This window comes from Pseudarthrobacter sp. BRE9, assembly GCF_031844305.1.
Lineage (GTDB): Bacteria > Actinomycetota > Actinomycetes > Actinomycetales > Micrococcaceae > Arthrobacter.
In genome coordinates this window covers 107,279-121,576 of the sequence record NZ_JAUZUY010000010.1, presented here as the reverse complement: position 1 = coordinate 121,576, position 14,298 = coordinate 107,279, and the positions used below count along the sequence as shown (strand labels likewise).

General features: G+C 66.3%; 15 protein-coding genes and 1 pseudogene. 6 read left to right on the top strand and 10 right to left on the bottom strand.

All coding sequences use genetic code 11. The annotated features are described in order from the left end of the window. The first annotated feature begins 27 nt into the window (after window positions 1-27). Together Q9R31_RS17065 and Q9R31_RS17060 are read left to right on the top strand one after the other, a co-directional pair. The gene (locus Q9R31_RS17065) at window positions 28-696 is read left to right on the top strand and encodes a DedA family protein (protein ID WP_311263891.1); all 669 of its coding nucleotides are present in this window, start codon (window positions 28-30) and stop codon (window positions 694-696) included. A gap of 123 nt (window positions 697-819) precedes the next feature. Then, window positions 820-1,803 (top strand): SDR family oxidoreductase, encoded by a 984-nt coding sequence (locus Q9R31_RS17060; RefSeq protein WP_311263890.1) that lies wholly within the window; start codon window positions 820-822, stop codon window positions 1,801-1,803. Window positions 1,804-1,822: 19 nt separating this feature from the next. Here the strand turns inward: Q9R31_RS17060 and Q9R31_RS17055 are convergent, their stop codons facing one another. The 5 genes from Q9R31_RS17055 to Q9R31_RS17035 form a co-directional block, all read right to left on the bottom strand. Next, a complete protein-coding gene (locus Q9R31_RS17055; protein ID WP_311263889.1) occupies window positions 1,823-2,608 on the bottom strand; it encodes a TipAS antibiotic-recognition domain-containing protein in 786 nt (261 codons plus the stop codon). 51 nt (window positions 2,609-2,659) lie between these two features. Beyond that, entirely contained in the window at window positions 2,660-2,995 is a 336-nt protein-coding gene (locus tag Q9R31_RS17050; RefSeq protein WP_311263888.1) for a hypothetical protein, read from the bottom strand. Window positions 2,996-3,133: 138 nt separating this feature from the next. Continuing rightward, the gene (locus Q9R31_RS17045; RefSeq protein ID WP_013599688.1) at window positions 3,134-3,337 is read right to left on the bottom strand and encodes a cold-shock protein; all 204 of its coding nucleotides are present in this window, start codon (window positions 3,335-3,337) and stop codon (window positions 3,134-3,136) included. 132 nt (window positions 3,338-3,469) lie between these two features. Continuing rightward, entirely contained in the window at window positions 3,470-4,096 is a 627-nt protein-coding gene (locus Q9R31_RS17040; RefSeq protein WP_311263887.1) for a response regulator transcription factor, read from the bottom strand. Continuing rightward, on the bottom strand, window positions 4,093-5,355 hold the full coding sequence (locus Q9R31_RS17035; RefSeq protein WP_311263886.1) for a histidine kinase: 1,263 nt from the start codon (window positions 5,353-5,355) through the stop codon (window positions 4,093-4,095). Before Q9R31_RS17035 ends, Q9R31_RS17040 begins: the two co-directional genes overlap by 4 nt. A 179-nt stretch (window positions 5,356-5,534) precedes the next feature. On the opposite strand from Q9R31_RS17035, the gene Q9R31_RS17030 reads away from it, so the two are divergent. After that, a complete protein-coding gene (locus Q9R31_RS17030) occupies window positions 5,535-6,119 on the top strand; it encodes a heme-binding protein (protein WP_311263885.1) in 585 nt (194 codons plus the stop codon). Window positions 6,120-6,128: 9 nt separating this feature from the next. Then, window positions 6,129-6,851 carry an ankyrin repeat domain-containing protein gene (locus Q9R31_RS17025; protein ID WP_311263884.1) on the top strand — a complete coding sequence of 241 codons (723 nt, stop codon included), beginning with the start codon at window positions 6,129-6,131 and terminating at the stop codon, window positions 6,849-6,851. A gap of 118 nt (window positions 6,852-6,969) precedes the next feature. On the opposite strand, the gene Q9R31_RS17020 is transcribed toward Q9R31_RS17025, so the two are convergent. The 4 genes from Q9R31_RS17020 to Q9R31_RS17005 form a co-directional block, all read right to left on the bottom strand. Then, entirely contained in the window at window positions 6,970-8,154 is a 1,185-nt protein-coding gene (locus tag Q9R31_RS17020) for an acetyl-CoA acetyltransferase (protein WP_311263883.1), read from the bottom strand. Continuing rightward, window positions 8,151-8,822, bottom strand: coding sequence for a CoA transferase subunit B (locus Q9R31_RS17015; RefSeq protein ID WP_311263882.1), 672 nt, complete (start codon window positions 8,820-8,822; stop codon window positions 8,151-8,153). Before Q9R31_RS17015 ends, Q9R31_RS17020 begins: the two co-directional genes overlap by 4 nt. A gap of 30 nt (window positions 8,823-8,852) precedes the next feature. After that, window positions 8,853-10,292: a TIGR00366 family protein gene (locus tag Q9R31_RS17010; protein WP_311263881.1), complete on the bottom strand. Its 1,440-nt coding sequence runs from the start codon at window positions 10,290-10,292 to the stop codon at window positions 8,853-8,855. A 65-nt stretch (window positions 10,293-10,357) separates the two neighbouring features. Further along, entirely contained in the window at window positions 10,358-11,074 is a 717-nt protein-coding gene (locus tag Q9R31_RS17005) for a CoA transferase subunit A (RefSeq protein ID WP_311263880.1), read from the bottom strand. A gap of 164 nt (window positions 11,075-11,238) precedes the next feature. On the opposite strand from Q9R31_RS17005, the gene Q9R31_RS17000 reads away from it, so the two are divergent. Then, window positions 11,239-12,036, top strand: a complete 798-nt coding sequence (locus Q9R31_RS17000) for an IclR family transcriptional regulator (RefSeq protein WP_311263879.1) — start codon at window positions 11,239-11,241, stop codon at window positions 12,034-12,036. 53 nt (window positions 12,037-12,089) lie between these two features. Here Q9R31_RS17000 and nadE read toward each other — a convergent pair whose 3' ends face one another. Beyond that, complete coding sequence (nadE, locus tag Q9R31_RS16995; protein WP_311263878.1) at window positions 12,090-12,944, bottom strand: ammonia-dependent NAD(+) synthetase; 855 nt, start codon at window positions 12,942-12,944, stop codon at window positions 12,090-12,092. 75 nt (window positions 12,945-13,019) lie between these two features. On the opposite strand from nadE, the pseudogene Q9R31_RS16990 reads away from it, so the two are divergent. Beyond that, window positions 13,020-14,273, top strand: a pseudogene (locus tag Q9R31_RS16990) (FAD-dependent oxidoreductase); the annotation flags it as partial. Window positions 14,274-14,298: the final 25 nt, after the last annotated feature.

The window sequence follows — 14,298 nt, the reverse complement described above, 5'->3', positions numbered from 1 at the left end:
GCGCCTGGGACAGGACGGGACGGGCCTATGTGGACAAATATCACCGGAGCAGCCAGCCCCACTGAGGGACTCACTGGAATCGTCGGCTTTGCGGCGACAGCCATCGACACCCTGGGGGAATGGGGCGTTGGCGGCTTCACGCTTGCTGAAACCGTGGTGCCTCCCATCCCCAGCGAGGTGATCCTCCCTTTGACCGGCTATCTTGCCAAGCAGGGCTCCCTGAACCTCTTCCTCGTTTTTGCCACCAGCACCCTTGGCGCCTATCTGGGAGCGCTGCTGCTCTACTGGCTCGGCGCCAAGCTGGGGCTCGAGCGGTCCATCCGGTGGTTGTCCAAACTGCCCCTGGTGGACCGCGAAGACTTCGAGCACGCAGCAGGGTGGTTCCGCCGTCACGGGAGGTCGTCAATCTTCTTCGGCCGCCTGTTGCCCGGCGTCCGCAGCCTCATTTCCCTGCCGGCCGGGGCAGCTGCCATGTCCCTGACAACCTTCAGCCTCTTCACGCTTGCCGGCAGCGGGCTGTGGAATGGCGCCCTTATCGGCCTGGGCTACCTGTTGGGTACCCAGTACCGGCTCATCGACGAGTACTCGCGGTTCCTGAACTATGCCGTCTACGCTGCACTGGCCGTTGCCGTGATACTGCTCCTCATCCGGCGGACCAAGCGGGCCAAGGCCAATCGAACCAGCGCCAAACGCTGAGCCGCGGACCCGGGACGCCAGGCCACAGGAAGCTTGTCCCACGGCCTGCCTCTCGATACCATCACACTGGTAAGCATACTTAGTGTTTTGTCAGCGCCCCAAGGAGCGCGGGACGGAGGCGGGATGCGGGTCAAAAAGGCAGTCGTGGTCATCACCGGGGCCTCAAGCGGCATCGGCCGTGCCACGGCGCTCGAATTCGCGGACAAGGGTGCCCGGCTGGTACTTGCTGCGCGGAGCGCCGGTGCACTGGAAAGCCTGGTGCACGAGGTGAGGAAGCGGGGTGGCAAGGCCATCGCGGTTCCCACGGATGTGACCGATGCCGAAAGCGTTGACGCGCTGGCGGCCCGGGCAGTCGAGGAGTTCGGGCACCTGGATGTGTGGGTGAACAATGCCGCCGTTGGTGTCTTCGGCCGGATCACCGACGTTCCGCTGGCGGACATCCGCCGCGTCCTCGATGTGAACATCGGCGGATACATCCATGGTGCCCGCGCGGCCCTGCCCCGTCTTCGGGCCCAGGGCGCGGGCGTGCTGATCAATGTCGCATCCATCGTGGGTGAGATCTCCCAGCCCTATACAGCGGCCTACTCCATGTCCAAGGCTGCGGTCCGTTCCCTCAGCGTCAGCATCCGTTCCGAACTGCAGCTGGACGGAATCCGGAGGGTGAAGGTCTGCACGGTACTGCCTGCGGCAATTGACACACCTTTCTTCCAGCATGCCGCCAACTACACGGGACGGAAAGTCGTTGCCATGCCGCCCGTCTACACACCGGAACGGGTGGCGCGAACGATCGTCGGCCTGGCAGCCAAGCCACGCCGCGAAGCAGTAGTCGGTCCGGCCGGCCGCCTGCTGGTCCTCCAGCACAAGGTCATGCCGGCGAAAGTGGAAGCGGCCATGGCCGTGCAGGTGGAGAAGACCCATCTGTCCCGGAAGAAGCCGGCAGCGGCCTCCACGGGAACCCTCTACGAGCCCTCGGGCCATACGCGTAAGGCCGCCATTAGCGGTGGTTGGCACGGCGGACGGCGGACGGCGCGGCGCAGGATGGTCGCGGCAGCCGCAGCGACGACGGCGGCGGGTGCCGCCGCCGTGCTGTGGAACCGCAGCCGCTGACGTTGCCGCAGCCTCAGCCCTACAGGTACTTCTGCGCGAAACTGCGAAGCGCCGCCCGGACGAAGCCCGCCTCCTCGACTCCGCCGTAATTCGCGGCAAAGCGCGGGTCTTCCACGTACATGTCCGCCAGTCCCAGGACATATGCCTTCGTGTCGCCACCGCTGTCGGTTGCGGGGGTGCCGGGGATGGATTTCAGCCACTCGACGTGCCGCGTGGCCAGTTCCTGGGCTTCCGGACCGTCCGCGGCAACTCCGGAGTGGGCTGCAGCAGTCCAGTCCCGGCCAAGTCTCTGCACCCGTGCCATCCACTCGCGCTTGTCCTCCGCAGCCATGCCGCGCCACCACGAGTTGGACGTTGCATAGGCGTCCTTGCCCCACCGTTCTTCGACCTCATCCTTGTACTGGGTGTGGTCGAAGCCCTCAAACATGTCCTCTGCCATTAGTTGGCCTCCGGCCCTTATTGTTTCGATCGTTTGCCGCACTGCCCGCATTTGCCGCGCCAGCCGCTGTTGCTCCCGGCCAAGCCACTCAAGATGGTGGGTGAGAGCGGTGACGGGATTGGCCTGGTGGTGGAAGACCTCCGCGATGGCCGGCAGGCCCAGTCCCAGCTCCCGCAGCAAAAGGATGCGCTGCAACTGGAGGAGGGCGCCGCCGTCGTAATAGCGGTAACCGTTACTGCCCACCCGGGTGGGCTTCAGCAGGCCAATGTCGTCGTAGTGGCGAAGCGTACGGCTGGTGGTGCCGGCGATGCGGGCCACGTCCTGGATGGACCAGTCCCTTCCGCCGGTATCGGCGATTTCTTCCATGCTCCGAGCCTACGGTTTGACGTTGCGTCAAGGTCAAGAGGACCTGATTGGTCAGCGGTCCTGCCTGCCGCGCGGAGTCCGGCGCCGTGCCTGGGCAACCAACCGCGTGAAAGCGAAAACGAAGACCACCTCGAAGACCAGCATGAGGCCCGTCAGCAGCCATTGCTGCCGGCTGATAAAAACGATGCATCCTGTCAGGGCCAGAATGGTTCCCAACGCCAGCGCGTAAACGGCAAAGCCGACGGCCACTCTGGCGCTGCGTACCCCGGTCCGGAAACCGAATCCGTGCGGCTCTCCGCCGGGCTGGCCGGGCACGCGGTCGGGCGCTGCGGGCCCCAGGGCGTCAAACTCCTCCCAGGGATCCCTGTCCTGGTCCTGTCCGGTCATGCATCAATTATCCCAAAAGGGGGAACCTTAGGGCCTTGATACCCAGAAACAGCGGCACACAAAACAGCGGCCCCTCCAACCTGTGGTTGGAGGGGCCGCTGGATGGGGTCCCGGCAGGTGCCGGCGGCCGCCGAAGACTTAGAGCGGGCGGATGTTCTCTGCCTGCGGGCCCTTCGGGCCCTGGGTCACATCGAATTCGACCTTCTGGTTCTCGTCCAGGGAGCGGTATCCGCTGGAGGCGATTGCCGAGTAGTGGGCGAAAACGTCAGCGGACCCGTCATCGGGGGCAATGAAGCCAAAACCCTTTTCGGCGTTGAACCATTTAACTGTGCCTGTTGCCATGGCTGCATTCCTTCATGTGACTCTGATTCTCTCCCCGGGTTATCCGCCCAGAGTGTGCGGAGAACGTCCCCCGCAGTCCCCAACGTACGGGGCGCAGGGCGCAGGTGCAAGAGTATCGGCCATAAAGCGCCGTTATCGCATGCCCTCGCGGCGGATTGCGGTGGCAATGGCGGCGGCCCGGGTGTCCACTCCGAGCTTGGCGTAGATGTGTGCCAAGTGCGTTTTTACGGTGGCCTCGGAGATAAAGAGCCGCCGGCCGAGTTCGCGGTTGCTCAGGCCTTCGGTGAGCAGACTGAGCAGTTCGGCTTCCCGGGGTGTGAGGACTTCGTCGGGGTTGCGCAGCTGCTGGAACAACCGCGAGGCCACGGGCGGGCTCATCACGCTCCTGCCCTGCACCGCACCACGGAGGGCGGCAAAAATTTCTTCCGGGGCGGCATCCTTCAGCAGGTAGCCCATGGCACCGGAATCCACTGCCCGGACAATATCGGCATCCGAATCATAGGTGGTGAAAACCAGGATGGCCTGCCCCGTGTTGAGGTCCCGGATCCGTTTGATGGCTTCGATTCCATCCATGCCCGGGCCCATGGCAAGGTCCATCACCACCACAGCCGGGACGTGCGTACGCACCAGCCGCAATGCCTCCTCGCCTGTTGATGCCTCGGCCACAACCTCCAGGTCGGGCTGCGTTCCCAGCAATGCGCGCAGGCCGCTCCTGACCACCAGGTGGTCGTCCACCAGCAGGACCGTGATGCTGCTCATTTGGCCCCCTCCAAAGGCAGCTGCGCTGCCACGATGGTCCCCTCACCGGGGGCGCTCTGCACGGAGAAAATGCCGCCCAGCTGCTCCACCCGCTGCCGCATGGCCCGCAGGCCGTACCCTCCGGTGGTCGACGGCGGAGCTGCCGCCGCCGGATCAAAGCCGGCGCCGTCGTCGTAAATGTCCAAGGTGACGGCGTCCGGCAGGAAGCCCACCGTCAGGGCGGCTGCTGAAGCCGCAGCATGCAGCGCGATGTTGGAGGCCGCACTCTGCACCACCCGCAGCAGGGCGTGCCGGACATCCGGCGGGACCAACCTTGGCCTGCCCGTCACCGTAAGGGTCACTTCGGGCAAATACTGCCGGGCGGCGAGCAGCAGCGCCTCCGGCAACGGCGTCGATTCCAGCCCGGGGGAGGCAAGCTCGTGGACCAGGTTCCGGGTTTCCGCCAGGTTGGCGCGGAGCAGCTTGGTGGCCTGGTGGAGATCCTCCTGCGCTGCCGCACCTGGCCATCCGCGGTCCGCGGCTTCGAGCAGGAGCAGGCTGCTGGCGAGTCCCTGGGTGACGGTGTCGTGGATTTCACGTGACACCCGCTCCCGTTCGGCGATGGTGCCGGCGCGGCGTTCACTGGCCGCCAGCTGGCCTTGGGCCAACGTAACCTCCGCGTGCAGGCGGCGCTGCTCTTCGGCGTCGTGCTGTATCCGGTCGTAGATGAGCGTCAGCATGACGCCCACCGCGACAGGCCCCAGCAGCATGGCCACGTCGGTGCCGTTGCCGAGCCGAAACAGTCCGGCCGCGGTTGCCAGGGTGATGGCACCCGCCAGGACGTAGGACGCGGCACCTCGCAGCGCACTCCTGCACAGGAAGAAGAGGGCGAAGGAACACCAGGCGAAGCTCGGTGCTGCCACCACCAGGACCGCCCAGACGGCCACCAGCGCAACCATCCAGGGGGCGCTGTGCCGGTCCCGCAGCGGGAGCAGGGCCACGACGGCGTAGAGCAGGCAGGCGGCGGCGGCGAGTCCCAGGACCACAAGGTTGTCGGCCGGGGAATGCCGCATGACATACCGCACCACCGATGCCACCAGGAGAACGGCGAAGCCGAGATGGACTGCGGCCTCGATGCTGCCCAGGCGGCCTTTCGGGGTGGGCGGGATCTGACCGGACCCGCTGTCATTGCCGGTGTCATTGCCGGCGGCAGCAAGGTCGGCCCCCGGACCGGAGGTTGGGGTGGCATCTCTGGCTGGCGTGTGGGATCGGGATCTCATGGTGCGATTCACTGCCTCCATGCTAGGGCTCCAGGGCCGCGTGGTCCCTCAGCCTTTTGGCTGATACGGCTGGCCTTTCGGGCCAGCCAGGGACAGGCGAACGCCCGATGCCACGCCAACCGCGGCCCTGAAGGATGGAAACCGGCAACAAAAACCACTCCCAACCCAAGGAATGCAGCATGAAGAAGTCCTACAAAGCACTCGCCGCCGCAGCAGCCGGGGCACTCCTGGTCACGGCCGGAGCCACCGCAGCCGCCAACGCCGGAACTGGCCGTGTCAGCGGCCCTGAAGCGCCCGCCGCCGTACCCGCCGCCGATATCCAGCCGGCGCCTGAAACCGTGGTGCAGCAGAACCGCATCTCTGCCACCGCCTCCACCCAGGCTGTCTCAGCGGCGCTCGCCAAGTGCCAGGCGGACAAACTGCCGTTCGTCACGATTGCACTCGTTGACCGCTTTGGCACCGTGCAGGCACTGCTGCGGGGAGACAATGCCGCCGCCCACACCATTGAGGCCGCCAAGCAAAAGGCCTACACCGCCGCAGCTTTCGGCACCCCCACCAGCGAGCTGGCCAAGCGCATCAACGGCAACGGACCCTCGATCGCCGACTTGCCCGGCACCCTGTTCCTGGCGGGCGGTGTTCCGCTGAAGGTCAACGGCGTTTCCGTGGCCGGCATCGGTGTGGGCGGGGCGCCCGACGGTGCCCTGGATGAAGCCTGTGCCACCGCCGGCGCCGAGGCCATCGCCGCTGCCGGAACTGCAAAGTAGGCTGCGCTTATGGGGCGGAACCGCGCTGGGGCATTCATCATGACCGGCGTGGGCATGGGCATGGCCATGTTCCTGGCCGGGTGCCAGGCCAGTCCCGGTGAACCTCAAGAAGTGGACTCTCCGCCGCCCGTCGTCTCTGTCAGTCCCGGTGGCCCGGACACCGCGGCGCCATCAGGTGGCCGCGCTTCCCCGACGGCGGCTCCCGCCACCTCCCCTGCTGCCCTTTCAGCCGCTGAGCAGGCGCAGCTCGACCAGGACTTGATCAAGGCCGCGAAAGCAAACAATGCGCCCTTGGTGGCCGAACTCATCAGCCGCGGAGGCGACGTCAACGCCAAGGACTCCATCCAGGACTCGGCGTTCCTCTACGCGGGTGCCGAGGGCTTCAATGACGTGCTGGAACTGACCTTGGCGGCCGGGGCAGACGTGGCCGCAACCAACCGTTACGGCGGAACCGCCCTGATCCCCGCCAGCGAGCACGGACATGTGGAGACAGTCCGCATCCTGATCGCAGCAGGTGTCCCGGTCAACCACGTCAACAGCCTGGGCTGGACCGCCATGCAGGAGGCGGTGCTGCTCAACAACGGCGGCCCCCGCCAGCAGGAGGTGGTGCGGCTGCTCCTGGAGGCCGGCGGGGACCCGGCCATCCGCGACCCGGAAGGCCGGACGGCCCTGCAGAACGCCGAACGGCTGGGCTTCGCGGAGATTGCCGCCCTGATCCGGACCCGCGGCTGACCTCCAGCGGGCCGCCCCGCTGAAATTCCCCATCTTTTGCCAAAAATGACGACGGCGCGCCGCACTTTTGGTGCGACCCGCCGTCGTGCTGCCTAAAAGGTGGGGAAACCCGGCGGCCCTACACGGCTTCGAGCACGCTGACGTAGTTGGCGATGCCCACGCCGCCCATGTTCTGCACGGCCGCCCGCCGCGGAGCCGGGAGCTGCATGCCGCCCGCGGTGCCCGTGAGCTGCATTGCAGCGATGACGTGCTGTGAGACGCCGGTGGCACCTACCGGGTGGCCCTTGGCTTTAAGGCCGCCGGAGACGTTAATCGGAAGCTTGCCGTCCTTGAAGACCCAGCCTTCCCTTACCGCGCGGGAGCCCTGTCCCGGTTCGGTCAGGCCCATGGCCTCATACATGAGCAGCTCGGCGATGGTGAAGCAGTCGTGCACCTCGGCGAAGTCCAGATCTTCCAGCCCGACGCCGGCCATCGCCAGGGCACGTAGCCAGGAGGCGCGCGTGGCGGCGAAGGCGGTGGGGTCGCGGCGGTCGGCGGGAAAGAAATCGTTGGCCTGGCCGAAGCCGGCCAGACGGACCGGGGCGGTGGCACCGCCGGTGGGGGCAACGCTGAGCACCACGGCGGCGGCGCCGTCAGAGACGGGGGAACAGTCGGTGCGGCGCAGGGGATCGGCCACCATCGGGTTCTTGTCCGAGACGGTCCGGCAGAACTCCTCACCGAGGTCCTTGCGGAGCTGGGCGTACGGGTTGTCGACGCCGTTGCGGTGGTTCTTCGCAGCAATCGTGCCCAGCACATCGGAAACCGGCCCGTAGCGCTTTTCGTAGTGCTTTGCTACTTCGGCGAAGAGGCCGGTGAAACCGGTGGTGGAGGGCTTGCCGGCCATGTCGTAATCCGCGCCCAGCAGCCCGGCGCCCACCACGTCCGCCCCGGCATGGGTCATCTTTTCGGCGCCGATCACCAGGACCGTCCTGGCGGTGCCGGCCAGGAGCGACTTGGTCCCCTGCTGGAAGGCCGCGGAACCGGAGGCGCAGGCGTTTTCAACGCGGGTGGACGGGACGTTGGCCAGGTCCGGTGAGACCTGCAGCGCCAAGGAGGAAGGGAATGCCAGCGGCATCATTCCGGAGTTGAACTGTCCCACGTAGATTTCGTCGATCTGCCCGGGTTCAATGCCGGCGTTGCCGATCGCTTCGGCGGCGACATGGACGATCAGGGACTCAAGAGTCTCGTCTGTCAGCTTGCCGAACCGGCTGTGGCCCCAGCCGGTGAGCAGGACATCCTTGCCGAACTGTTCCTTCAGGCTCATGCCGCCACTTCCTTATTGTCGAGCCGGACCTGGAAGCCGGCTTCAGTCTTCTCCCGGATCTCCTCCACGGTGACGCCCGGGGCGAGCCGGGTGAGGGTGAGCTGCCGCCCGCCGTCGGACGTCTTTTCAAGGTCGAAAACGGCGAGGTCGCTGATGATCCGGTCAACGCAGCTAAGCCCGGTCAAAGGCAAGGTACATTCGCGGACAATCTTGGCGGTGCCGTCCTTGGCGTTGTGTTCGGTGAGGACCACCACCCGCGGGGTTCCGGCCACGAGGTCCATGGCGCCGCCCATCCCTTTGACCATCTTCCCGGGGATGGTCCAGTTGGCAAGGTCACCGTTGCCGGAGACCTGCATGGCCCCCAGGATGGCCACTTTGACGTGCCCGCCGCGGATCATCCCGAACGAGGTGGCGGAGTCGAAAATGCTGCCGCCGGGCAGCACCGTGACGGTCTGCTTGCCGGCGTTGATGAGGTCGGCGTCCTCCTCGCCCTCGTACGGGAACGGGCCCATGCCCAGCAGTCCGTTCTCGCTTTGCAGGACCACACGCACGCCCTCGGGCAGGTTGTTGGCTACCAGCGTGGGGATGCCGATCCCCAGGTTGACGTAGTCGCCGTCGTTGAGTTCTTCGGCCGCAATGGCAGCCATTTCATCCCTGGTCCATCCCATGGGTTTCTCCTTTTGGTCTTCTTGGCTTTATCAGTTGGGTATTACCGGCGGCACGAACTCGAACGTCATCCCCAGCAGCCAGGCGAGCAGCAGGACCACCGGCAGGTGGAACAGGAACTGCTGGAACGTGAAGCCCACCAGGTCCCTGGCGCGCAGGCCCAATACGGCCAGCAGCGGCAGCATGAAGAACGGGTTGATGAGGTTGGGCAGGGCCTCTGCCATGTTGTAGATCTGCACGGTCCAGCCGAGGTTCATGTGCACGTCGGTGGCGGACTGCATGACGTAGGGCGCTTCCACCAGCCACTTTCCACCGCCGGAGGGCACGAACATGCCAAGGAGGGCCGTGTAGATCGCGATGATGACTGCGAACGCCCCATTGCCGCCGATGCTGGTGAAGAAGTGTGCCAGGTGTTCTGAGACCGAGAGGCCGCCCGCGCCGGTGGCTTTGGTGAGGATGGCTGCCATGGCGGCATAGAGCGGGAACTGGACCAAAATGCCGGCGGTGGCGGGCACGGCCTTGGTCACTGACTGGAGGAACTTGCGCGGGGTGCCGTGCAGCACCAGCCCCAGCATCAGGAAAACCAGCAGGTACCCGTTCAGTGAGCTGACCACGCTCAGGATGGGCAGGGTCAGCAGCTGGGACACCAGCCAGCCAAGGGTCAGTACCCCGGCCAGGACGGGCAGGACCCTGCTGTATTCGAGCCACTCGCCGGGCCGGGACTTTTCGGCCGGCGGTTCGGGCTGGTCATCAAGGTCGACGCCGAGATCCGCCGCGGTTTTGACGGCGCCGCCCGTGGGGGCTGAGAAGTGGGCGATGACGGTGGTCAGCAGCATCAGGATGACCAGGGTCAGCAGGGACTGCCAGGTGAAGATGGTGGTGCCGAAGTCCAGGACGCCGGTGATCTTCAGCAGCGCCGGAGGGATGGAGGCCTTCGTCGCCTGGAGTTGGGCTGCGGAGGAGGACATGCCCAACGCCCAGACTGCGCCCAGCCCCATGAAGGCCGCCGCCCCGAGCGCCCGGTAATCGACGTGCAGATCCGCCCGGCGTGCCACGGCACGCGCCAGGAGCCCGCCGAAGATCAGGCTCAAGCCCCAGTTCACGAACGACACCGACATGGACAGCATGGCCACGAAGCTGACGGCGGAGCGTGCGGAGTGCGGAACCTGCGCCAGCCGGTCAATAAGCCGGGCCACGGGCGGCGATGTGGCCACGACGTACCCGGTCAGCACCACCATGGCCATCTGGAGGGTGAAGGCGGTGAGGTCCCAGAAACCGTTGCCGAAGGAGTCCACCACTGCTTTGGGCGAGGCACCCATGGCGAGTGCTGCGATGGCCACCAGCAGCACGCCTGCCAGGGCAAAAATGTAGGCGTCCGGGAACCACTTCTGTGTCCATCCGGCCAGCGTTTCAGCCATCCGGGCCAAACCCTTCTGGCGGACGTCCTGGTGATTGAGCGGCGTGGTGGTCATGGCAGGGTTTCTCTCCATTGAGTGGGGTTCTTAGGTGTGGGCGGTGGCCGGCGCAGGGGCGGAGGTCAGGCTGAGACGAGGCCGGCGCGCTGCCGGACGGTCCGCTGCTCGATGTCCTTGGTCCGGTCCGTGGCCTGCACCAGCCGCTGGACAAATACGCCGGGGGTCACAATGTGGTTCGGGTCCAGCTGGCCGGGCTCCACGATCACTTCCGCCTCGGCGATGGTCAGCTTGCCGGCGGTGGCCACTACGGGGTTGAAGTTCCGGGCCGTGTAGCGGTAGATGAGGTTGCCGTCCGTGTCCGCGGTGTGGGCGTGGACCAGTGCGACGTCGGCCCGGATGGCGCGCTCCTGAACGTACGTTTCGCCGTCGAACACCTCGTGCGGCTTGCCGTCGGCAACAAGGGTGCCCACGCCGGTCTTGGTGTAGAACGCCGGGATGCCGGCGCCGCCGGCGCGAAGCCGCTCAGCCAGGGTGCCCTGCGGGGTGAATTCCACTTCCAGCCTGCCGGCAAGGTACTGCTCTGCGAACAGCTTGTTTTCGCCGACATACGACGCGATAACCTTGCTGACCTGGCCTGCCTCGATCAGGATGCCCAGCCCCTTGCCGTCAACGCCCATGTTGTTGGACACCACGGTGAGGTCCCGGACGCCGGAATCACGGACGGCTTCAATCAGGTCGGCGGGAATGCCGCTCAGGCCGAATCCTCCTACGGCGAGCGTGATGCCGTCCTGCAGGGCTCCTTCCAGGGCGCTGGCCGCAGAATCCTGGAGTTTCTTCATCTTGTCTCCTCGTTGAGCACTTTGGTGTCCACTAAGTGGATATAGGGGATCTGAATTGGGAGACTACGGGCGCCTGATTGTGACTGTCAACAAGGAGCCATCGATCATTTACAGTATGGACAGTAGGATGGCACTTATCCATATTGTGGACACTAGGAGGGTTTATGGCGGACGTGCCGGTGCAGGGCGCCCAGGTGGTTACGCGGATCGCCGGGCTCCTAAGGTTGGCGGGCCGGAGCGCGGAGGGAATGCCGCTCGTGGACCTCGTGCGCGAATCGGGCCTCACGCGTCCAACGGTCCACAGGCTCCTGACGTCCCTCGCCGCGGAAGGTTTGCTGGACCACGATCCCGTCACGGGCAACTGGGTGCTCGGCCCGGAGGTCCTCCTGATGGGTTCGGTCGCTTCGGCGCGGTTCCCCCTGGAGGACATCGCCCGCCCCAGCCTCCGCCGGCTGGCGCAGGCCACCGGTGAGAGCGCCTTCTTCTCCATCCGCCGCGGTGCCGGGACGGTCTGCCTGCTGCGTGAAGAGGGAAGCTTTCCGGTCCGCTCCTTCGTCCTGCACGAGGGTGTGCGGTTCCCCCTGGGGGTCGCATCGGCCGGGACGGCCATCTTGGCCTTCCTTCCGGAAAGCGAGCAGGAGGAGTTGCTGGGCCGCTGGAGCGAACACGCAGGAGAGTTCGCCGGGAACCACACGCCCGAACTGGTGCGGAAGAACCTGGCCCGCACCCGGCTGGCCGGCTACTCGGTGAACCCCGGGCTGGTCCTGGAAGGAAGCTGGGGGATGGGTGCTGCCGTCTTCGACCGTACCGGGAAACCGGCCTGGGCGCTGTCATTGACGGGCATCGAACCGCGCTTCAAGCCGGAACGGCAGGAGGAACTGGGCGGCCTCCTGATGGCGGAGGCGCACCGGATTACGCAGCAGCTTGGCGGGGGCGGCGACGGCGGACGGCGGGCCCGCTGAGTCTCCGCGGCTTGGTCGTGCTCCCCAAAGCCGGGGAAACCCAGCGCGGCCGGCTACAGTCCCGCGCGGGGCTCCTCGGGGCCCTCGTGCTTCCACCAGGTGTCAAAGATGGTTACCGGCACGGTGCGCTTGTGGCGGGTCCGGAGGTACTTCTGCTCGATGGATTCAGCAACCGCGTCCGGAACCTCCCGGCCTTCAAGGTAGTCGTCGATCTGGTCGTAGCTGAGGCCCAGCTCGTCCTCGTCCGTGCGGCCCGGCCGGTCATCGAGCAGGTCGGCGGTGGGCACCTTCTCCCAGACGCGGGCGGGCGCTCCAAGCTCAGCCAGCAGGGCCCGGTTCTGCCGCTTGTTGAGGCCGAACAAGGGCAGGATGTCCGCGCCGCCGTCGCCGTACTTGGTGAAGAAGCCAGTCACTGACTCTGCCCCGTGGTCGGTGCCGAGCACCAGGTAGTTGAATTCGCCGGCCAATGCATACTGCGCGATCATGCGGGTGCGGGCCTTGGTGTTGCCCTTGTGGAAGTCGGAGATCTCCGAGCCCGCGGTCTTTTCGAACTCGTCTTCAAAACCGTCCACCGCAGCCGAAATGTTGAATGTCCATTCCGTCTTGGCCTTAATGAAGTCCAGCGCGGCCTGGGCGTCTTCCTCGTCATGCTGCACGCCGTACGGCAGGCGGACGGCCACGAAATTGGCCTCCACGCCTTCGGCCTCAAGCTCATCCACTGCCAGCTGTGCCAGCCTTCCGGCAAGGGAGGAATCCAGCCCGCCGGAGATGCCCAGGACAAAGCCCTTGGTGTGGGTTGCCTTCAGGTATTCCTTGAGGAACGTGACGCGTTTGCGCACCTCCCCTGCGGGATCGATCCGGGGCTGAACGCCCATTTCTTCTATGATCTTGGCCTGGAGTTCGCGCATGTGGTCCAGCCTAGCCAGCGCAGTCAACAACCCTCAACTGTTCCGGGCCGCCACTGCGCGGCGTAGCGTAAATGCATGAAGCGGACAGGATGTGCCGTGGTGGGCGGCGGCCCGGCGGGAATGATGCTGGGCCTGCTGTTGGCCCGGGCCGGGGTGCACGTGACGGTCCTGGAGAAGCACCGCGACTTCCTGCGGGATTTCCGCGGCGACACGGTGCACGCCTCCACCATCCGGCTGATTGACGAACTGGGCCTGGGAGCCGGATTCCGCAGCCTGCCGCAAAGCCGGCTGAACAACGTCGCCGTCCCGGTTCCCGGCGCCGGGCTGGTCACTCTGGCTGCTTTCGACTCTTTAAAGCCCCCATACAACTACGTGGCCATGATGCCCCAGTGGGACTTCCTGGATTTCCTCGCCTCGGCTGCCGCCGCGGAACCGACGTTCACGCTCCTCATGGCGAGCGCGGCGACCGGTTTGGAGTTCGACGGCGGCCACGTCACCGGCGTGCGCTACCGGGCCGACGGCGGGGCCGGGCCTGAGCAGGTCCTGTATGCAGACGTCGTGGTGGCCGCGGACGGCCGCCATTCAGTGCTGCGCCAGGCGGCAGGGATGCGCACCAGGGAGTATCCGGTGCCGTTCGACACCTGGTGGTTCAAACTTCCGCGCCATGCTTCCGAGCAGGGGGCAGTGGCGGGCGTGGTGCCCTCACTGGGCGACCGGGATGCCATGATTGCCCTCAACCGCACCGACTACTACCAGTTGGGGTACCTTGCACCCAAAGGCGCGGACGCCAGAATCAGGGCCGGCGGAGTGGAACGGTTCCGGCAGCGCGTGGCGGCACTTCGTCCCGACCTCGCCGACCGCGTTGATTCGATCCGCAGCCTGGATGACCTGCATTGGCTGGACGTGAAGCTCAACCGGCTGCAGCGCTGGTACATCGACGGGTTCCTGTGCATCGGGGACGCCGCGCATGCGATGTCGCCGGCCGGGGGAGTGGGAATCAACCTGGCCATACAGGACGCGGTGGCGGCCGCGGAACGCCTTGCACCCGACCTGCGCCGGGGCCAGGTGCGGATTAGGACCCTGGCGGCGATCCAGCGCCGCCGCAGCATGCCCACGGTGGTGGTCCAAACCGTGCAGCGCATCATGCACCGGGTGGTGTTCGTTCCGCTCTTCGACGGGAGGCTGTCCGGGGAGGTCCTGGCCGGCGATGGTGCCCGAAGCGCGCTTTCCTTCCGGCGGGTGATCTTCTTCATCCTGCGCCACAACCCGGTGGTTAAGCGTGTCCTGCCGCGCGTCATCGCCTTCGGGCCGCGTCCCGAGCACGCGCCCGGCTTTGCCCGCCCGCTCATCGTCA

Coding starts and splice junctions, on each gene's coding strand:
- Q9R31_RS17000 (WP_311263879.1), top strand. CDS start 11,239: ATGGCGGACGTGCCGGTGCAGGGCGCCCAGGTGGTTACGCGGATCGCC.
- Q9R31_RS17050 (WP_311263888.1), bottom strand. CDS start 2,995: ATGACCGGACAGGACCAGGACAGGGATCCCTGGGAGGAGTTTGACGCC.
- Q9R31_RS17040 (WP_311263887.1), bottom strand. CDS start 4,096: ATGAGCAGCATCACGGTCCTGCTGGTGGACGACCACCTGGTGGTCAGG.
- Q9R31_RS17060 (WP_311263890.1), top strand. CDS start 820: ATGCGGGTCAAAAAGGCAGTCGTGGTCATCACCGGGGCCTCAAGCGGC.
- Q9R31_RS17065 (WP_311263891.1), top strand. CDS start 28: ATGTGGACAAATATCACCGGAGCAGCCAGCCCCACTGAGGGACTCACT.
- Q9R31_RS17020 (WP_311263883.1), bottom strand. CDS start 8,154: ATGAGCCTGAAGGAACAGTTCGGCAAGGATGTCCTGCTCACCGGCTGG.
- nadE (WP_311263878.1), bottom strand. CDS start 12,944: ATGCGCGAACTCCAGGCCAAGATCATAGAAGAAATGGGCGTTCAGCCC.
- Q9R31_RS17025 (WP_311263884.1), top strand. CDS start 6,129: ATGGGGCGGAACCGCGCTGGGGCATTCATCATGACCGGCGTGGGCATG.
- Q9R31_RS17045 (WP_013599688.1), bottom strand. CDS start 3,337: ATGGCAACAGGCACAGTTAAATGGTTCAACGCCGAAAAGGGTTTTGGC.
- Q9R31_RS17035 (WP_311263886.1), bottom strand. CDS start 5,355: ATGAGATCCCGATCCCACACGCCAGCCAGAGATGCCACCCCAACCTCC.
- Q9R31_RS17030 (WP_311263885.1), top strand. CDS start 5,535: ATGAAGAAGTCCTACAAAGCACTCGCCGCCGCAGCAGCCGGGGCACTC.
- Q9R31_RS17010 (WP_311263881.1), bottom strand. CDS start 10,292: ATGACCACCACGCCGCTCAATCACCAGGACGTCCGCCAGAAGGGTTTG.
- Q9R31_RS17055 (WP_311263889.1), bottom strand. CDS start 2,608: ATGGAAGAAATCGCCGATACCGGCGGAAGGGACTGGTCCATCCAGGAC.
- Q9R31_RS17015 (WP_311263882.1), bottom strand. CDS start 8,822: ATGGGATGGACCAGGGATGAAATGGCTGCCATTGCGGCCGAAGAACTC.
- Q9R31_RS17005 (WP_311263880.1), bottom strand. CDS start 11,074: ATGAAGAAACTCCAGGATTCTGCGGCCAGCGCCCTGGAAGGAGCCCTG.